The following is a 16095-nucleotide window of genomic DNA, read 5'->3' as shown; positions in this document are numbered from 1 at the left end:
CCGCGGCAGGGCTCAGGGCTGGCAGCCCTGCGGGCGGTTCCGGGGATCGAGCATGCGCACCGCATCCGTCACGGTCCAGCTGCCTGTCAGGCCGTCGCTGAAGCTGGCCTGCAACTGGATCGTCTCCAGCACGCCGGCAGCCGAGTAGGTACGGCGCAGGCTGCCGGCCGAGCGCCGTACCACCGGGCTGTGGACGCAGAGCGGGCAGAAGCCGCGGATCTGCTCCAGCGGCACGGCCTCGTCGCGGGCCCCCGCGCCAGTGCGTTCGGCGACCACGAAGCGCGGTTGGCCCTGGGCGTCGTAGACGAAGGCGGCATAGAACTCGTAGGCCGCGGGGCTGCTCATGAGCTGCACGCTATAGCCGCTGCCGGCGCGCGCAGGATCGAAGTAATGCTGGCTGGCGTTCACCGGCGCACCGCCACCGATCGGCGGGCAGCCCCGGCCGAGGGGGCGGAAGGCCTCACTGCCGGCGAGCCCGTCGAGGTTGTAGCTGAAGGTCAGGCCGTCCGGGCCATCGGGGCTGAGCACGGCATTGCCTACCGGATGCAGCTGGGCGGCGAGCCCATCCCAGCGGGCGCGGTAGAGCGTGCCGTTCCAGTGGGCCGTGGCCCCCGGCGCCGGACCCTGCAGGTAGTACCAGGTGGGCTGGCCGGCATCGTCGTAGGCGTACCAGAGCGCGGCCCAGTCGTCGCCGGCAGGGTGCACGAACAGGCCGTGGCCGGGCCGGCCGGGATTGAAGTAGCTGCCGGGGCGCGGCGGGACGATCGTGCCCTCGAGGCTGGCGCGCAGGGTGTAGGCAGCCTCGCTGCCGCTGCCGGCGTGCACGGGCGTGAGGTACCAGCGGCCCGGCGCGGGGGCGTTCACCACCAGGGTCTCGTTGCCCGAGGCCGTGGTGGCCCGGGCATTCGCCTCGCTGCGCGCGGGTGCGGCGGCGATCAGCGGCGGGGCGGCGGCCGGCTGCGGCGCGGCGATGCGCGCCGCATAAAGATCGATGTTCTGGGCGCTGCTCGTGGTGATGCTGAGCCGGGTGGTGCCGGGCGGCACGTCGATGTACCAGCGCTCCTCGCTGCTGCCTGGGCGCAGGCGCGCCGCCACGGTCACCCCGGGGGAGAGAGCGAAGCCCTCCGTGTTGACGCTGAAGGGCCGGGTGGGGGCCTCGACCGGCAGGCCGTTGCGGAACAGCTGGGCGCGCAGTTGCAGGCGCTCCGTGCTGCTGCGGTCCATCAGGGCGGCAGGCAGGGGCGGGGCGACCAGGCTGTCGGGATTGCTGAGCGGCAGGGCCTTCAGCACGCCGGCACCGCTGCCGGTCCAGCGCAGCTCCACCCCCGCCGTGCCGCCGGGCACGCGGGCGGCATCGACCACGGCACGCACGCCATTGTCGCCGGCTGCGGTAAGGGTGACCGGGCGCGGGCGCGGCCAGCCCTCGGCAGCTTCGCCGATCTCGAGCCGCCACGAGGCACTGCCCGAGGTGGTACCGGTGCGCTCCACGCGGAAGCCGCGGTAGGCGCGGTCATTGCTGCCCAGGCTGGCGCAGCGCCCCGGCTCGGCAGTGGCGAGCGGCGCCCAGAGCACGTTGTCGATGGCGAGGCCGGCCAGGCGCATGCGGTCGCCGGTGGCGCAGAGCCGCACCTGCGCCCGCCCCACCGGCAGCGGGTTGTCGAAGCGGATCGCGTCCTGGTCGCTGGTGGTGGGCATGGCCCCTTCCACTGCCACCGGCTGGCGACCGATCGGGGTGCCGGCGAAGCCGTTGTTGGAGAAGTCGCCGCCGAAATCCGCTTCGCGCACCAGGCGCTCGTCGACGATTCCGTTGCAGTCGTTGTCGCGGCCATCGGCGAGTTCCGGCGCTCCGGGCCGTACGTCGGCGCGGGTATCCTCGCAGTCGTCGAAGCGGCGGAATCCGTCGCCGTCGCCGTCGCGGCAGCCCGGGAAGGGCGTGGGGTACTGCCCGGCGGCATCGAGGCCGGGACCGCGGTACCAGCGGAAATGGTCGGCCGCGCAGCGGGTATCGGTGCGGGTGGCGTCGGCCAGGGTGCGCAAGAGGTAGTCGCTGCGCGCCTCGGCGCCGCTCGGCCGGGTGGGGTCGGTGCGCACCGTGCGCAGCCACTGCCGGATGGTGGCCGGATCGTCCACGTGCCGCGCCAGTGTGGCCATCAGCACGCCGGTGAGGGTGTTCACCTCGTCCCGGCAGTCCTGCGGCCGCGGGTTCTCCACCGCGCAGCGCTGCCAGGTCAGCGCCGGGTTGGCAAACCAGTTGGCCCAGCGCTGGGTGGTCTGGCTGGCTTCGGAGCGGTCCCAGCGGCTGCGGCCGTTGTCGTCCATGCGTGCCATCCGCCGCGCCGTCCAGACCTGCATGAAAGTGGTCCAGTCGTGCGCCGGGTCGGGGCCGTAGTCCCAGTGGCCGATCGGGTCGAAGTTGTGCGCCAGCTCGTGCACCCAGACGTTGCCGATCAGGTCGTCGTCGGGCATTGGCTCGTCGAGCACGGCATTCACGTACTCGGCGCTGTCGCCCGGCACGAAGGCCAGGCCGTACCAGTCGCTGCGGTCATTGGGCAGGATGGCGGCGATCTGCCTGCCCAGCGGGTCGCGGCTGCGGTTGGGGCGCCAGCCCAGCAGTTCCTCGTATACCGCATAGAGCAGGTCGTACTGGTCGACCAGGGTGCGGATGCGCTCGGGGGTGGCGCGCGCCGCACGCGGATGGTCGACCGGCACCAGCAGCACCACCTCCTTGCCGTCGTAACGCCGGGCCTCATAGGTCTGCTGCGGGGTGCTGAAGGTGGTGTAGCGCACCACCTGGCCCCAGCAGGGATTGCAGCCGGCGTCGGTGATCGATTTCCCCAGCGACTTTGCCGGCAGTTCGTCGACGCGCACGTAGTCGCGGCTGTTCTCCAGCACCGGCGCGAGGGCGGGGCTGAAGTTGCGGGTCGTCGTGGCCAGGGCGGGAGAGAGGGCGGCGAGGCCGAGCAGGGCGGCGGTCAGGAACGGGCGGGGCATGGGGGGCTGCCGGAAATGATCGGATGTTGAAATGTTTTCACATTTGCCTTGAGCTCGCCCAAATCCGTATCGCGGAAGGTCGGGAACCGTGGTTCCCGTCACGCCGCCCGAGGAGGGCCCATGTCCGCCCCGAACCGCTTCTCCCGCAGCCTGGTCGCCCTGCACTGGGGCATGGCCGTCCTCCTGCTCGTCGTCTACCTCGCCATGGAGCTGCGTGGCTTCCTGCCGCGCGGCAGCGCCGAGCGCAGCTTCGCCAAGGCCCTGCATGTCTCTGCCGGGCTCAGCCTGCTCCTGCTGCTCGCCGTGCGGGTCCTGGTGCGGCTGCGCGCGCCGGTCCCGCCGATCACCCCAGCCCCCGCCCTGTGGATGCGGCTCTCGGCGGCGGCCGGGCACCTCGCCCTCTACGGCTTCCTGCTCGTCATGCCCCTGCTGGGCTGGCTGCTGCTGAGCGCGGAAGGGGCGACGATCCGGTTCTGGGGACTCGTCGTGCCGCCGCTGGTGGCCCCTTCACCCGCGCTCGCCCATGCACTCGAGGAGTGGCACGAGGCCGGGGCCAGCCTCGGCTACCTGCTGATCGGCGTGCACGTGCTGGCGGCGCTGCTCCACCATTACCTGCGGCGTGACGACACCCTGCCGCGGATGGCGCCCTGGATGCGGCCGCGGTGAGGGCGCATCACCGCGAATGGCACCGGGGCGGACGGGCCGGCTGGCCGGCGGCTTCGTCTAGGCTTTTCCGTCGCGCGGCCCGGGGGTGGGCGGCGCCTCGCCATGCCCGGCGCGGTCGCGGTGCCAGCCGCGGTGGCGGATGTCGAGCCAGAGGCTGTAGCAGGCGGTGAAGGCGGGGAACAGGTTCTGCAGCACGCCCACCGAGTCCTGCTTGGCCGAGAACAGGAAGTAGCTCAGGGTCATGAAGCTGCCGAGGATGCTCATGTACCAGAACAGGCGCGGAATCACCGGCCGGCCGGCGCGGCGGCTGGCGATGAACTGCACCAGCCAGCGGCCGCCGAACAGCAGCGCGCCGGTGTAGCCGATCAGCTTCCAGGGCGTGACGTGCAGGCCGGTGAAGCCGAGCCAGACGATCTCCTGGTTCATCATCGGATCAGTCCTCCCGCGGGTACTCGACCACGGGGCTTCTGCGGTTGCGGCGGATCAGCCAGGCCACGCCGCGCAGGTCGGCGAAGGCCACCAGCAGGCGCCCGAGATTGGTGTACTTCGAGGCGCCGGCGCCACGCGGGCGGTGGTTCACCGGCACGCTCACGGTCTTCCAGCCGGCGCGTTGCATCAGCGCCGGAATGTAGCGGTGCATGTGGTCGAACCAGGGCAGCTCGAGGAAGGCCTCGCGCTCGAACAGCTTGAGCCCGCAGCCGGTGTCCGGGGTGGCATCGCGCAGCAGGCGCGAGCGCACGGCATTGGCGATCTTCGAGCTGATGCGCTTGCCGGCATCGTCGCGGCGGGTGGTGCGCCAGCCGGCGAGGCATTTCACGTCGGCGGCGGCACGCTCGCGTTCGGCGAGCAGTTTCGGGATGTCGGCGGGATCGTTCTGGCCGTCGCCGTCCAGGGTGGCCACCCAGGGCGCGCGGGCGGCCTTCACCCCGGTGCGCAGGGCCAGGCTCTGGCCGCCCTGCTGCCGGTGCGAGAGCACGCGCAGCTCCGGGTGGCGGCGCTGCGCCTCGCGCAGCTCGGCCAGGGTGCCGTCCTTCGAGGCGTCATCGACGAACACCATCTCGAAGGGCAGGCGGCCGCGCAGCACGGTGGCGATCTCGTCGACCAGGCGGCCGACATTGCCCTCTTCGTTGAAGGCGGGCACGACGACGGAAAGCGCGGGGAGCATGAGGCGTGGACTCGGGACGGCGCGCGGCCTGGCGCGGGCGTGGTTGAGTGAAGATGGATGGATCAGTGCGCGGATGGGCCGCGCAGGCGCTCGAGCAGGCCATCGAGGGTGTCATGGCCGTGGTAGTGCAGCACCAGCTTGCCCTTGCCGCCGCGTCCGGCCTGGATTTCCACCCGGGTGCCGAGCAGCTCGCCAAGCTCGCGCTCCAGCCGCGCCACGTCGGCGTCGCGGGCCCGGGCGGGCTTCGCCGCCACGGGCGTGACGGGCAGCTTGCCGGCGGCCAGTTCCTGCGCCCGGCGTTCCACCTCGCGTACCGACCAGCCCTCGGCCGCGGCCTGCTGGGCCAGGGCCACCGCGGCCTGCGGCGCCAGGGTGAGCAGGGCGCGGGCATGGCCCATCTCCAGCTGGCGGTTCTCCAGCAGGGTGCGCACCGGCTCGGGCAGCTCCATCAGCCGCAGTAGGTTGGAGACCGCGGCGCGCGAGCGCCCCACGGCCTCGGCGGCCTGCTGGTGGGTGAGCGCGAACTCGTCGATCAGCCGCGCCAGGGCCTGTGCCTCCTCCAGCGGGTTCAGGTCCTCGCGCTGGATGTTCTCGATCAGGGCCATGGCGATCACCGCGCGGTCGTCGACCTTGCGCAGCACCACCGGTACCTCGGCGAGGCCGGCACGGGAGGCGGCACGCCAGCGGCGTTCGCCGGCAATGATCTCGTAGCGGTCCTTGGCGATGGCACGCACCAGGATGGGCTGGATCACGCCCTGCGCCTTGATCGACTCGGCCAGCTCGTCGAGGGCGGCGCCGTCGAAGTGCTGGCGCGGCTGGTACTTACCGGCCTGCAGCTGGTCGATGGGCAGGGTCTTCAGCACATCGCCGGGGGCCGGCTCCTCGATCTTCGCCCCCTTGTTGCCGGTGCCCAGCAGGGCATCGAGGCCGCGGCCCAGGCCGCGCGTCTTGCCGCTCATCGCGCCCCCTCCTTCGCCAGTTTCTTCTCGCCGCGGACGATCTCGCCGGCAAGGCCGAGGTAGGCGATGCCGCCCCGCGAGGAACGGTCGTAGCCGATGATGCTGCGGCCGTGCGAGGGCGCCTCGGCCAGCCGCACGTTGCGCGGCACGATGGAGCGGAAGACCTTGTCGCCGAAGTGCTGGGTGAGCTCGTTCGACACCGCGCTGGCGAGGTTGTTGCGCACGTCGTACATGGTGCGGACGATGCCGGCGATCTCGAGCGCCGGGTTGAGCGTCTGCTTCAGGGCCTCGATGGTCTCGAGCAGGGCCGAGAGGCCCTCCAGCGCGAAGTACTCGCACTGCATCGGCACGATCACGCCATCGGCGGCCGCCAGGGCGTTCAGGGTGAGCAGGGAGAGCGAGGGCGGGCAGTCGACCAGCACGTAGTCGTAGCGGCCGCGCACCTCGGCGAGGGCGTTCTTCAGCCGCTGCTCGCGCTGCGGCGCGTCCATCAGGCGGATCTCGGCCGCCGTAAGATCGATGTTGGTGGGCAGCAGGTCATAGCCTTCCTGCGTCGGCACGATGGCCGCCGCGGCGCTGCTCTCGCCCAGCAGCACCTCGCACATCGAGGCTTCCAGCTCGCGCTTGTCCACGCCGGAGGCCATGGTGGCATTGCCCTGCGGGTCGAGGTCGACCAGCAGCACGCGGCGCGGGGTGGCGGCGAGGGCGGCGGCGAGGTTCACGGCCGTCGTGGTCTTGCCGACGCCGCCTTTCTGGTTGGCGATTGCGAGGATGCGGGCCATGCGAGGGAAGGGGTCCGGCGCCGGCGCTCCCGGCCGGCAAGGCCGCCGATGATGCCACAAGCCCCCCGGAGCCCCGGCTCGGGCCGCGCCGGCAGCCCCGGGCTCAGGCCCGTGCCACTTCCACCAGATGGCGCTCGCCGGCGAGGCCGGGCACCGCGAGGGGATGGCTGCCCACCACGCGCCAGCCGGCCGGCAGCTCGGCGATCTCCTCGGCGGGATGCTGGCCCTTCATCGCCAGCAGCCGGCCTCCGGGGGCGAGCAGGTGCCCGCCCACGGCGAGGATGCCGGCGAGGCGGTCGAGGGCGCGGGCGGTGATGGCCGCGAAGGCGCCCGGCTCGGCCACCGCCTCGGCCCGCGATTCCAGCACCCGCACCCGCGGGGCGAGGCCGAGCTGGCGCACGCATTCGCGCAGGAATCGGGCCTTCTTCCCATTGCTCTCCACCAGGGCCACGGCCAGCCCCGGGGTCGCCAGGGCCAGCGGCAGGCCGGGCAGGCCAGGGCCGGTGCCGAGATCGGCGAGGGAGACGAGGCCGCGCACATGGGGCTGCATGGCCAGCGAGTCGAGCAGGTGCTTTACCAGCATCTCGCGCGGCCCGCGGATGGCGGTGAGGTTGTAGGTGGCGTTCCAGCGCTGCAGCAGGGCGAGGTAGGCGAGCAGGGCGCCGGCGAGCCGGTCCTCCCCGGCTTCGGTCGGCGGCGTACGTTCGACCGTGGCCTGGGGGTCGAGGCCGAGGGCGAGCAGCCCGGCCTCGAGTTCGGGGCGCAGGCCGGCGATGTCGGGTGGCAGGGGCATGGGCGCATTGTCGCCGAAAGCCGCGCTTCCGCCTTCACTGCGCCGCAGGCAGGCTTCGGGCATCCGATGCTCTGGAGACCCGCATGGCCGAGGTCCTGCTCACCGGCGCCACCGGCTTCGTCGGTGGCCATCTGTTGCGTGAACTGCGGGCCGCCGGGCACCGCGTGCGCGCGCTCTCGCGCAGCGAGGCCGGCGATGCCGCGATCCTCGCGCGGGGCGGTGAGCCGGTGCGCGGCGCGCTGGGCGAGGCCTCGCCTGCGGCCCGCGATGCCCTCATGCGGGCGCTGGAGGGTTGCGAGGCGGTGTTCCACACCGCCGCCGACACCACCCAGTGGCGGCCCCACAACCCGGTGCAGACGCGCACCAATGTGCAGGGCACCGAGGCCTTGCTGCGTGCCGCCGAGGCGGCCGGGGTGCGCCGCTTCCTGCATACCAGCTCGGTCTCGGCCTGGTCGCACCTCGTCGAGGGCACGCTGCGCGAGGACCGGCCGCAGCGCGGCGGCGAGAGCTGGGTGAACTACGAGCGCAGCAAATTCCTCTCCGAGCAGGCGGTGCGTGCCGCCGCCCTGCCCTGGGTGGTGTTCAATCCCTCGCACGTGCTGGGGCCGGGCGACACCCGCAACTGGGCGCGGCTGGTGCTGCTGGTGGACCAGGGGAAGCTGCCCGGCGCCCCGCCCGGCTCCGGCGCCTTCGCCGACGTGCGCGAGATCGCCCGGGCGCAGGTCCGGGCCTTCGCCCTCGGGCTCGAGCGCGAGGCCTTCCTGCTCGGCGGGGCGCATGCCAGCTTCGTCGAACTGATCGGCCTCATCGGCCAGCGCCTCGGGCGCCGGGTGCCCCGCCGCCCGACCCCGGCCTGGGTGCTGAAGGCGGTGGCCCATGCGAAGGACGCCGTTTCACGCCTCAGCGGCCGCATGCCCGACATCACCCCGGAGGCGGCGGTCTTTGCCTGCCATCACCTGCGGGTCGATTCGACGAAGGCCAAGGCCGTGCTGGGCTACCGCGAGACCCCGCTGCCGGACCTGGTGGACGCCACCCTCGCCAGCCTGCGCGAGGCCGGCCTGCTGCGCGCCCCGGCCTGAGCCCCGGGCTCAGCCGCGGGGCGGCGCCAGCAGTTCGCGGGCATCGAGCCAGCCATTGCCATCGGCGTCCTGGCGCCGGAACTGGCGGCGCAGCCGCGCCTCGTTCTCCGCCGCGCCGAGCGGCCGGGCCCCCGGGGGCAGTTCCTCGCCCTCGAGCACACCGTTGCCGTCGCGGTCGCGGGCATGGAAGCCGCGCATGAGATAGGCGAGATATTCCGCCTCGTCCACCTGGCCATCGCCATCGAGATCGAAGCGGGCCACGAGCTCGGCGGGGGCCTGGGCGAAATCGGCGGGCGGGCTGGCGGCCGCGGTGGCGGCGGCCAGCAGCGGCAGCCAGGGCAGGAGGAAGGGGCGGATCATGCGAGGCCGAGGTCCTGGACGGGAGCGACGATGGCGGCCGCCACCCGGTTTCGTCCTGCCGACTTGGCGCGGTAGAGCGCGGCATCGGCGTTCGAGAGCAGGTCGCGCAGGCGGTAGCCCACGGTGGCGGTGGAGGCGACGCCGAAGCTGGCGGTGACGGTGATCGGCTCGCCGCTTTCGTAGGCCGGCACGTGCAGGGCGGCGATGGCTTCACGGCAGCGCTCGGCGAAACCGAGGCCCTCGTCGAGGCCGGCATGCGGCTCCTGCCGCTGCCAGCCCAGCGTCACGAACGCCCATACCGCCGCCAGCAGCGCGGCAAAAATCGGCAGCACCACGCCGACCGCGGCCAGCACCCGGTCGCCGGAGAGGTGGCCGTGGGTGGCATTGAGCCGGGAGAAGTGGTCGAGATCGAACAGCAGCAGGGCCATCGGCCGCGATTCGCGCTGGTGTCGCGCCAGTGCGTGGTTCGCGGTTTCGGTGAAGTGGCTGCGCGTCCACAGGCCGGTGAGTGCATCGTGCCGGGCGAGCTGCTGGTAGCGCTGGCGGTGGCGGCGGCGCTGCGCCGCATAGAGCAGCAGCCCGGCCACGACCAGGCCGGCAGGCACCAGCAGCAGGCGGTTGCGCAGGGCGCGGCTCCCGGCTTCGGCGGCCTCGAGGGCCGCGGTTTCGGTCTCGGCCTCGAGCAGCGCCTGCGCCTGCTGCCGCAGCAGGGCCTCGTGGCGGCCGGCCTGGTAGGCCATCTGCGCGGCATGGGTCTCGCCGGCATAGGCGTGCTCGGCCGCCATCAGGGCCTGCAGCTGGCGGGCGGCATCGCGGGCATCGCCCTCGGCCAGGGCGGCCTGGTAGAGCACCCGCCGCGCCGCCAGCAGGGCACGGCCGCTCGGCAGGCTGGCGCTGTCGGCCAGCGCGGCCCGGGCGCTGCGGCGGGCTTCGGCAGGGCGGCCCAGGGCCAGCAGGGCCTCGGCCTGCTCGGCCCGGAGCTCGGCGGCGAGGCCGGTGTCATTCAGGGCGAGCATGTCTGGCAGCCAGCGCCGCAGTTCGGCCTCGGCCTCGGCCACGCGGCCGGACTGCCGTTCCCAGCGGGCCCGGGCCAGCCGGGTGCGGGCGGCCTCGCGCGGCAGGCCGGCGAGGTCGCAGGCCGAGCCCGTGGCCTGGAATTCGCCGGCGTTCACCGGCAGGGTGCCGCCGCCCAGCCGGGCCAGCAGCGATTCCAGCCCGCCGCGGCAGCGGTCGGCGGCATCGGGGCGGCCTTCGAGCAGGGCATGGGCGTGGCGCAGGGCGAGGTCGAACTGGCCGCTGGCGTTGTAGAGCCTGGCGGCGGCCAGATCGAGCTGCCGGGCCAGGGCCGGGTCGTCCCGGACGCCTTCCTCCGCCATCAGGGCATGCAGCCGGGCATGGCCGGCCACCAGATCACGGGTCGCGGCCTGGGCCATCACCAGTGCCACGCCGGCGTGCCGGCGCAGGGCCGGGTCTTCCGCCCCGGCCAGCGGGCCGAGCCGGGCCAGGGCCTCGTCGAAGTCGCCGCTCTCCATCCGCGCCCGGGCTTCGTCGAGGGTCGCCCAGTCTGCCTTCGCGGCCGGCGCGGGTGAGGCCGTGCCGGCGGGGGCTGGCCATGCGGCAGCCCCCTGGGGCGCCCCGGCCAGCAGCACGAGCCCCAGCAGGCCGGCGTGGCGGGCCATGGCCCGGGCCGGGTTCATGGGGGGTAGGCGCCGAGCGCCGGAGCGGCAAGGCTGCGGTTCCGCCCCAGCGCCCTGGCGCCCTGCAGGGCCGCCTGCGCGGCGGCGATCCACTGGCCGCTGCTCGCCATTGCCGCCTCGACCTGGGCATAGCCGATGCTCACCGTCGGGTGTGGCCCGGCCCCGCCGCCCGCGGCCGCCGTGGCGATGGCATGGCGCAGGCGCTCGGCCAGTTCTCCCACGCCGCTGCCGCTGGCATCGGTGAGCACCACGCCGAAGCAGCCGCCTTCCAGCCGGCCGCAGGTGTCGGTGTCGCGCAGGCTGCGCTTCAGTATCGCCGCCACCTGGTGCAGGGCCGCCTCGCCGGCGGTCTCGCCCGGAGGCCCGCCGAGCTCGCGGAAACGGTCGATGTCCACCACCATGAAGCTGGCGCGGTGGCCGCTGCGGCGGAAGCGGCGGAACTCGTGCTCGGCCGCCTCCAGCAGGGCGCGGCGGTTGGCCAGCCCGGTCAGGGGATCCTGGCGCTCCAGGGCCGAGAGCCGCTGGTCCTGGCCTGCCAGACGGCGGTCCATCCGCCCGAGGTGGCTGGCCAGCAGCAGTGGGAAGCCCAGCAGCAGGGGGAGGCTGGCCACGGTGGCTGGCAGCGAGCTTCCGGGCTCGAAGGCGAAGCCATTCAGCGCCGAGAGCAGCAGGGCGGCGCCGAGGAACAGGCCCAGCCCGCGCCAGGCCAGCCCACCGCCGCCGACGGCGGCCAGCGAGGCGAGCAGGGTCGAGGCCAGCGCGGCCGAGGGCACCAGGCTGAACTGCAGCAGGGCCACCCAGATGCCGGCGAACAGGGCGTCGATACCGAGATTGCGGCGCTCGACGGCGAGCGGTTCGGGATGCTGCGAGGCCAGGCGCCGGGCCGCCCAGGGCCAGAGCAGGGCGTTCGCCACGGCCAGTCCCCAGGCCACCGCCGGCGCTTCCCGTTCCTGCAGCAGCACCAGCACCGGCAGCAGGCCGAGCCCCAGCAGCAGGAAACGCAGGCGGCCGATGCGCAAGGCGATCCTTCGGTGGCGGGCGTCGGATGTCGCAGCCATGCGGGGGGTCCTGGGACAGGCAGCCAGCGTAAGCGCGGCCTGCCACGGCCGCAACGCGGCCCTACACTGCCCTGCCCATCGCGCCATCGCCGCCATGCCGGAACTGCCCGAAGTCGAAACCACCCGCCGCGGCCTCGCCCCGCACCTCGAGGGGCGGCGGATCACCACGCTCACCCTGCGCCGCCCGGACCTGCGCTGGCCGATCCCGGCGGCCGTGCGCGAGCGCCTGCCGGGGCAGCGCATCGAGGCGATCGAGCGGCGGGCGAAGTACCTGCTGATGCATACCACCGCCGGCAGCGCGCTCTGGCACCTCGGCATGAGCGGAGTGATGCGCGTCCTGCCCGGTGCTACGCCCCCGGGGCCGCACGATCATGTCGATGTCGGGCTCGAGGACGGCCGCGTGCTGCGCTTCACCGACCCGCGCCGCTTCGGCTGCCTGCTCTGGCAGGCACCGGGCGAAGTCCATCCGCTGCTGGCCGGGCTCGGCCCCGAACCGCTGTCGGAAGCCTTCCGTGGCGAGACGCTGTTTTCCGCCTCGCGCGGCCGCCGCGGCCCGGTGAAAGCCTTCCTGATGGACCAGTCGGTGGTGGTGGGCGTGGGCAACATCTATGCCGCCGAGGCCCTGTTCGAGGCCGGCATCCGCCCCACCGTGCCGGCCGGGAGCGTGTCGCGGGCGCGCTACGAGCGCCTCGCCGCTGCGGTGAAGCGCATCCTCGGGCATGCCATCGAACGCGGCGGCACCACCCTGCGCGACTTCCTCGCCCCCGACGGCCTGCCCGGCTACTTCGAGCAGGAGCTCATGGTGTACGGCCGCGAGGGCGAGGCCTGCCGGGCCTGCGGCACCCGGCTCAAGGGCCAGCGGCTGGGGCAGCGCGCCACCGTCTGGTGCCCGCGCTGCCAGCGCTGAACCGGGTTCCACGCCGGCATGCAGGATCAGAAGGGAAGGGGCGCCTGCGCAGGCTCGATCTGGCCTTCGCCGGCCATGATCTTCTTGAACTCGCCGCGCGAGACGGAGACGTAGCGGTCGTTGCCGCCGATCTCGACCTGCGGGCCGTCCTTCACGGCCCGGCCGGACGCATCGACGCGCACCACCATGGTGGCCTTGCGGCCGGTATGGCAGATGGTCTTGATCTCGACGAGGCTGTCGGCCCAGGCCAGCAGGTACTGGCTGCCTTCGAACAGTTCGCCGCGGAAATCGGTGCGCAGTCCGTAGGCCAGCACCGGCACGCCGAGCGCGTCGACGATCTCGGTGAGCTGCCAGACCTGTGGCCTGGTGAGGAACTGCGCCTCGTCCACCAGCACGCAGCCCAGCGGGCCCTTGGCCGCGATGTCGGCGCGGGTGATGGCCTCGAGGTCGTCGTCGCGGCCGAAGACCGTCCCCCTGGCGGAGAGGCCGATGCGCGAGGCGACCACGCCCTCGCCGGCGCGGGTGTCGAGCCGCGGGGTGAGCAGCAGCGTGCGCATCCCGCGCTCGTGGTAGTTGTGCGCGCTCTGCAGCAGGGTGGTGGTCTTCCCGGCGTTCATCGCCGAGTAGTAGAAGTAAAGCTTGGCCATCGCGGCATTCTACGGGTCCCTGGTCGCATTACCCTCGGTCGCGGTGGTTTGGCGCACCGTCCCGACCTCCACCGTTCCGGAGCCGAGCCGCTTCCAGTCCTCGTCCTGCCATGCCCAGTAGCGTCGGGGGTCCCAGTAGACCTCGTCGTAGACCTTGGAGCCGTCGATGCTCCGGCTGCCATAGGGCGTGGCCACTTCGATGCTGAGGTACCCCACGAATCCCACCCGGCTTCCAGTGACCTGGCGCCGGGCAGTGCGCATGCGGCGCTCCAGGCGCGGCTTGGCCATGGCATCGCCGTACTCTGCCCAGAGTGGTCCATTCAGTTCGATTGCCCGGCGACGTTCCTCTGGCGTCAGTTCCTGCCAGTACATCTCGCGGAACAGGGCGAAAGCCGGATAGTCGCGTTCCGCGGCCACCTCCATCCAGGCATAGGCCAGCGCCCGGTCGCGTTCGACACCCCTCCCCTCCCACAGCAGTTCCGCGACCATGGCCTGAGAGGGTTTGTCGGCAAAGCGGGCCGCTCGCTGGAAGTGCCTGAAGGCATCGGCATGGGCGCCATCGCGCATGGCATCCATGCCGTAGCGCCGGTACCGGATATCCGGGTGCCCGTCGAGGAACACGCTTGAGGCGATGACCCAGGGATCCACTGCGTCCTTGTGCTTCTTTGCGGCATCGGTGCGGAGCGCTGCGGCGTCGGCGGCGAGGTCGCCGGCGCTGGTCTTGGTCTCTGGCAATGCGGGGCCACCTGCTTTCGGCATCGAGGCCAGGGCCGGAGTGGCGAGCAGGGCAGCGAAGAGCAGGGCCTTGGCGGGGAGTTCCATTCGATTCGGACGTGGCATGCCGGGGGATGATGTGGAGGCTGCCATGGTACCGATGGTGATGGCGTGGACCAGAAGTCATCCCGGCCTGGATGGCGGGTGCCGTATCAGGTTGCGACAATGGCATGCCCCTAGGCCGCTCGTGCCCATCCCGCCATGCATTCCCTGAACGCCCCGCAGCGCGAGGCCGTGCTGTACACGCAGGGTCCCCTGCTCGTGCTCGCCGGCGCCGGCTCGGGCAAGACCCGCGTCATCACCGAGAAGATCGCCCACCTCATCGCGAGCGGCCAGCGCGAGGCGCGGCACATCGCGGCCATCACCTTCACCAACAAGTCGGCGAAGGAGATGAAGGAACGCGTGGCCAGGCGCGTGAAGGGCGATGCCGCGGAGGGGCTCACCATCAGCACCTTCCATGCGCTGGGACTGCGCTTTTTGCAGCAGGAGGCGGGCCGCGCCGGCCTCAAGCGCGGTTTCTCGGTGTTCGATCCCGACGACCAGATGGCGATCGTGAAGGATCTGATGCCCGCCGGCACCCGGCCGGACGTGCTGGAGCGCCTGCGCGGCCTGGTCTCGCGTGCCAAGAACGAGGCGCTGACGCCCGAGCAGGCGATGGAACGGGCGATGTCGGCGGTCGAGCGCGAGGCGGCGAACCTCTATGCGAAGTACCAGCAGCGTCTCGCCGCCTTCAATGCAGTGGATTTCGACGACCTCATCCGCCTGCCGGTGCAGCTGCTGGAGGCCGACCCGGACTTCGCCGCCGGCTGGCGCGAGCGCATCCGCTACCTGCTGGTGGACGAGTGCCAGGACACCAATGGCGCGCAGTACCGGCTGCTCAAGGCCCTGGCCGGGCCCAGGGGCAGCTTCACCTGCGTGGGCGACGACGATCAGAGCATCTACGCCTGGCGCGGGGCACAACCGGAGAACCTGAACCTGCTGGCCCGCGACTATCCGGAACTCCGGATCATCAAGCTGGAGCAGAACTACCGCTGCGGGCAGCGCATCCTCCGGCTCGCCAACACCCTGATCGCCCACAATCCGCACGAGCACCTGAAGACGCTCTGGAGTGACCAGCGCGAGGGCGACAGGATCCGGGTATGGCGCTGCGAGAACAGCGAGCACGAGGCCGACCGGGTCGCGGCCGAGATCGATTATCTGTCGAAGGCGAAGGACATCCCCTACGGCGAGTTCGCCGTGCTGTTCCGTGGCAACCACCAGAGCCGGCCGCTGGAGAAGGCCCTGCAGCTGCTGCGTATTCCCTACCATCTGACGGGCGGCACCGCCTTCCTCGAACGCGCCGAGGTGAAGGATGCGCTGGCCTGGCTGCGCCTCGTGGCCAACCCCGACGACGACGCGGCCTTTTTGCGGGCGGTGGCTTCGCCGGCCCGGGGCATCGGCGGCACCTCGCTGGCCAGGCTCGCGGAGCTGGCGCGGCAGCACCAGCTGTCGCTCGACGGCGCGGCGCGGCAGATGTCGGTCCTAAAGCAGCTGCAGCCGCGCATCGCGGCGGCGCTGGGCGAGTTTGCCGGCATCATCGACCGGCTGCGCGACGACGCCGAGCGCCTGCCGGCCAAGGACCTCGTCATGGCCCTGGCCGAGCGCAGCGGCATGCTCGAGGCCTTCCGTGCGACGAGCAAGGACAAAGCAGGCTACGAGCGGCGGAAGGCCAACCTGGAGGAGCTGGCCGGGTGGTTCGACGGCCCGAAATCGAGCGTCGGCGATCTTGCCGCGCAGATGATGCTGCTCAGCCACGCCGACCGCGGCGAGCCGGGCAACGCCGTGCGCCTGATGAGCCTGCATGCCAGCAAGGGCCTGGAGTTCCGCGCCGTGTTCCTGGTCGGTCTCGAGGACGGCACCCTGCCGCACGAGGCCAGCCTCGAGGAGGGGCGGCTGGAGGAGGAGCGCCGCCTGCTCTATGTCGGCATCACCCGCGCCAAGGAGCACCTCGTGCTCTCGCATTCGCTGGAGACCAGGCGCTGGGGCGAGACGGTGCGGCTCACTCCCAGCCGTTTCCTCGACGAGCTGCCACAGGGCGATCTTCTGCGCGATGGCGCCGATCCGGAGGCCGAGGCCGCATCGAGGAAGGCCCGCGGCCGCGCCCATCTCGCGGCCATGGCGGCCCTGTTCGAGGAGAGCAAGTAGCGGCGGGGCGCGATGCGCGCGCCGGAACGGATC

General features: G+C 72.5%; 15 protein-coding genes. 4 read left to right on the top strand and 11 right to left on the bottom strand.

All coding sequences use genetic code 11. The features are described from left to right. Positions 1-12 precede the first annotated feature (12 nt). Positions 13-2991 (bottom strand): putative metal-binding motif-containing protein, encoded by a 2979-nt coding sequence (locus G408_RS15485; protein ID WP_028770907.1) that lies wholly within the window; start codon positions 2989-2991, stop codon positions 13-15. Positions 2992-3111: 120 nt separating this feature from the next. Here G408_RS15485 and G408_RS0109565 point away from each other — a divergent pair, with 120 nt between their 5' ends. After that, entirely contained in the window at positions 3112-3657 is a 546-nt protein-coding gene (locus G408_RS0109565) for a cytochrome b (RefSeq protein WP_028770906.1), read from the top strand. Positions 3658-3714: 57 nt separating this feature from the next. Here the strand turns inward: G408_RS0109565 and G408_RS14105 are convergent, their stop codons facing one another. The 5 genes from G408_RS14105 to rsmG form a co-directional block, all read right to left on the bottom strand. After that, a complete protein-coding gene (locus G408_RS14105; protein WP_425423351.1) occupies positions 3715-4083 on the bottom strand; it encodes a lipid-A-disaccharide synthase N-terminal domain-containing protein in 369 nt (122 codons plus the stop codon). A 7-nt stretch (positions 4084-4090) separates the two neighbouring features. Continuing rightward, positions 4091-4822 carry a glycosyltransferase family 2 protein gene (locus tag G408_RS0109555; RefSeq protein ID WP_028770905.1) on the bottom strand — a complete coding sequence of 244 codons (732 nt, stop codon included), beginning with the start codon at positions 4820-4822 and terminating at the stop codon, positions 4091-4093. Between the two features lie 62 nt (positions 4823-4884). Then, entirely contained in the window at positions 4885-5781 is an 897-nt protein-coding gene (locus G408_RS0109550; RefSeq protein WP_028770904.1) for a ParB/RepB/Spo0J family partition protein, read from the bottom strand. Further along, a complete protein-coding gene (locus G408_RS0109545; RefSeq protein ID WP_028770903.1) occupies positions 5778-6563 on the bottom strand; it encodes a ParA family protein in 786 nt (261 codons plus the stop codon). Before G408_RS0109545 ends, G408_RS0109550 begins: the two co-directional genes overlap by 4 nt. Positions 6564-6666: 103 nt before the next feature. Beyond that, positions 6667-7356: a 16S rRNA (guanine(527)-N(7))-methyltransferase RsmG gene (gene rsmG, locus G408_RS0109540; RefSeq protein ID WP_051282914.1), complete on the bottom strand. Its 690-nt coding sequence runs from the start codon at positions 7354-7356 to the stop codon at positions 6667-6669. An 83-nt stretch (positions 7357-7439) separates the two neighbouring features. Between rsmG and G408_RS0109535 the strand changes: the two genes are divergently transcribed. Continuing rightward, positions 7440-8435 carry an NAD-dependent epimerase/dehydratase family protein gene (locus tag G408_RS0109535; RefSeq protein WP_028770901.1) on the top strand — a complete coding sequence of 332 codons (996 nt, stop codon included), beginning with the start codon at positions 7440-7442 and terminating at the stop codon, positions 8433-8435. Between the two features lie 9 nt (positions 8436-8444). On the opposite strand, the gene G408_RS0109530 is transcribed toward G408_RS0109535, so the two are convergent. From G408_RS0109530 to G408_RS0109520, 3 genes are read right to left on the bottom strand one after another with little or no spacing between them, the layout of a single operon-like run. After that, entirely contained in the window at positions 8445-8795 is a 351-nt protein-coding gene (locus G408_RS0109530) for an EF-hand domain-containing protein (RefSeq protein ID WP_028770900.1), read from the bottom strand. Beyond that, the gene (locus G408_RS14100) at positions 8792-10492 is read right to left on the bottom strand and encodes a GGDEF domain-containing protein (protein WP_037412905.1); all 1701 of its coding nucleotides are present in this window, start codon (positions 10490-10492) and stop codon (positions 8792-8794) included. Before G408_RS14100 ends, G408_RS0109530 begins: the two co-directional genes overlap by 4 nt. After that, entirely contained in the window at positions 10489-11550 is a 1062-nt protein-coding gene (locus G408_RS0109520) for a sensor domain-containing diguanylate cyclase (RefSeq protein ID WP_169719222.1), read from the bottom strand. Before G408_RS0109520 ends, G408_RS14100 begins: the two co-directional genes overlap by 4 nt. Positions 11551-11644: 94 nt before the next feature. On the opposite strand from G408_RS0109520, the gene mutM reads away from it, so the two are divergent. Next, positions 11645-12457 carry a bifunctional DNA-formamidopyrimidine glycosylase/DNA-(apurinic or apyrimidinic site) lyase gene (gene mutM, locus G408_RS0109515; RefSeq protein WP_028770898.1) on the top strand — a complete coding sequence of 271 codons (813 nt, stop codon included), beginning with the start codon at positions 11645-11647 and terminating at the stop codon, positions 12455-12457. A 26-nt stretch (positions 12458-12483) separates the two neighbouring features. Here mutM and G408_RS0109510 read toward each other — a convergent pair whose 3' ends face one another. Then, positions 12484-13104, bottom strand: coding sequence for a thymidine kinase (locus G408_RS0109510; RefSeq protein ID WP_028770897.1), 621 nt, complete (start codon positions 13102-13104; stop codon positions 12484-12486). Positions 13105-13113: 9 nt separating this feature from the next. Continuing rightward, positions 13114-13926 (bottom strand): SEL1-like repeat protein, encoded by an 813-nt coding sequence (locus tag G408_RS0109505; protein WP_051282847.1) that lies wholly within the window; start codon positions 13924-13926, stop codon positions 13114-13116. Positions 13927-14079: 153 nt separating this feature from the next. Between G408_RS0109505 and G408_RS0109500 the strand changes: the two genes are divergently transcribed. Continuing rightward, positions 14080-16062, top strand: a complete 1983-nt coding sequence (locus G408_RS0109500; RefSeq protein WP_028770895.1) for a UvrD-helicase domain-containing protein — start codon at positions 14080-14082, stop codon at positions 16060-16062. The last annotated feature ends 33 nt before the right edge of the window (positions 16063-16095 follow it).

The sequence above is a fragment of the Silanimonas lenta DSM 16282 genome (genome assembly GCF_000429065.1).
Taxonomy (GTDB): Bacteria; Pseudomonadota; Gammaproteobacteria; order Xanthomonadales; family Xanthomonadaceae; genus Silanimonas; species Silanimonas lenta.
The sequence above is the reverse complement of the archived record's forward strand: the minus strand, read 5'-3'. Positions and strand labels throughout refer to the sequence as shown.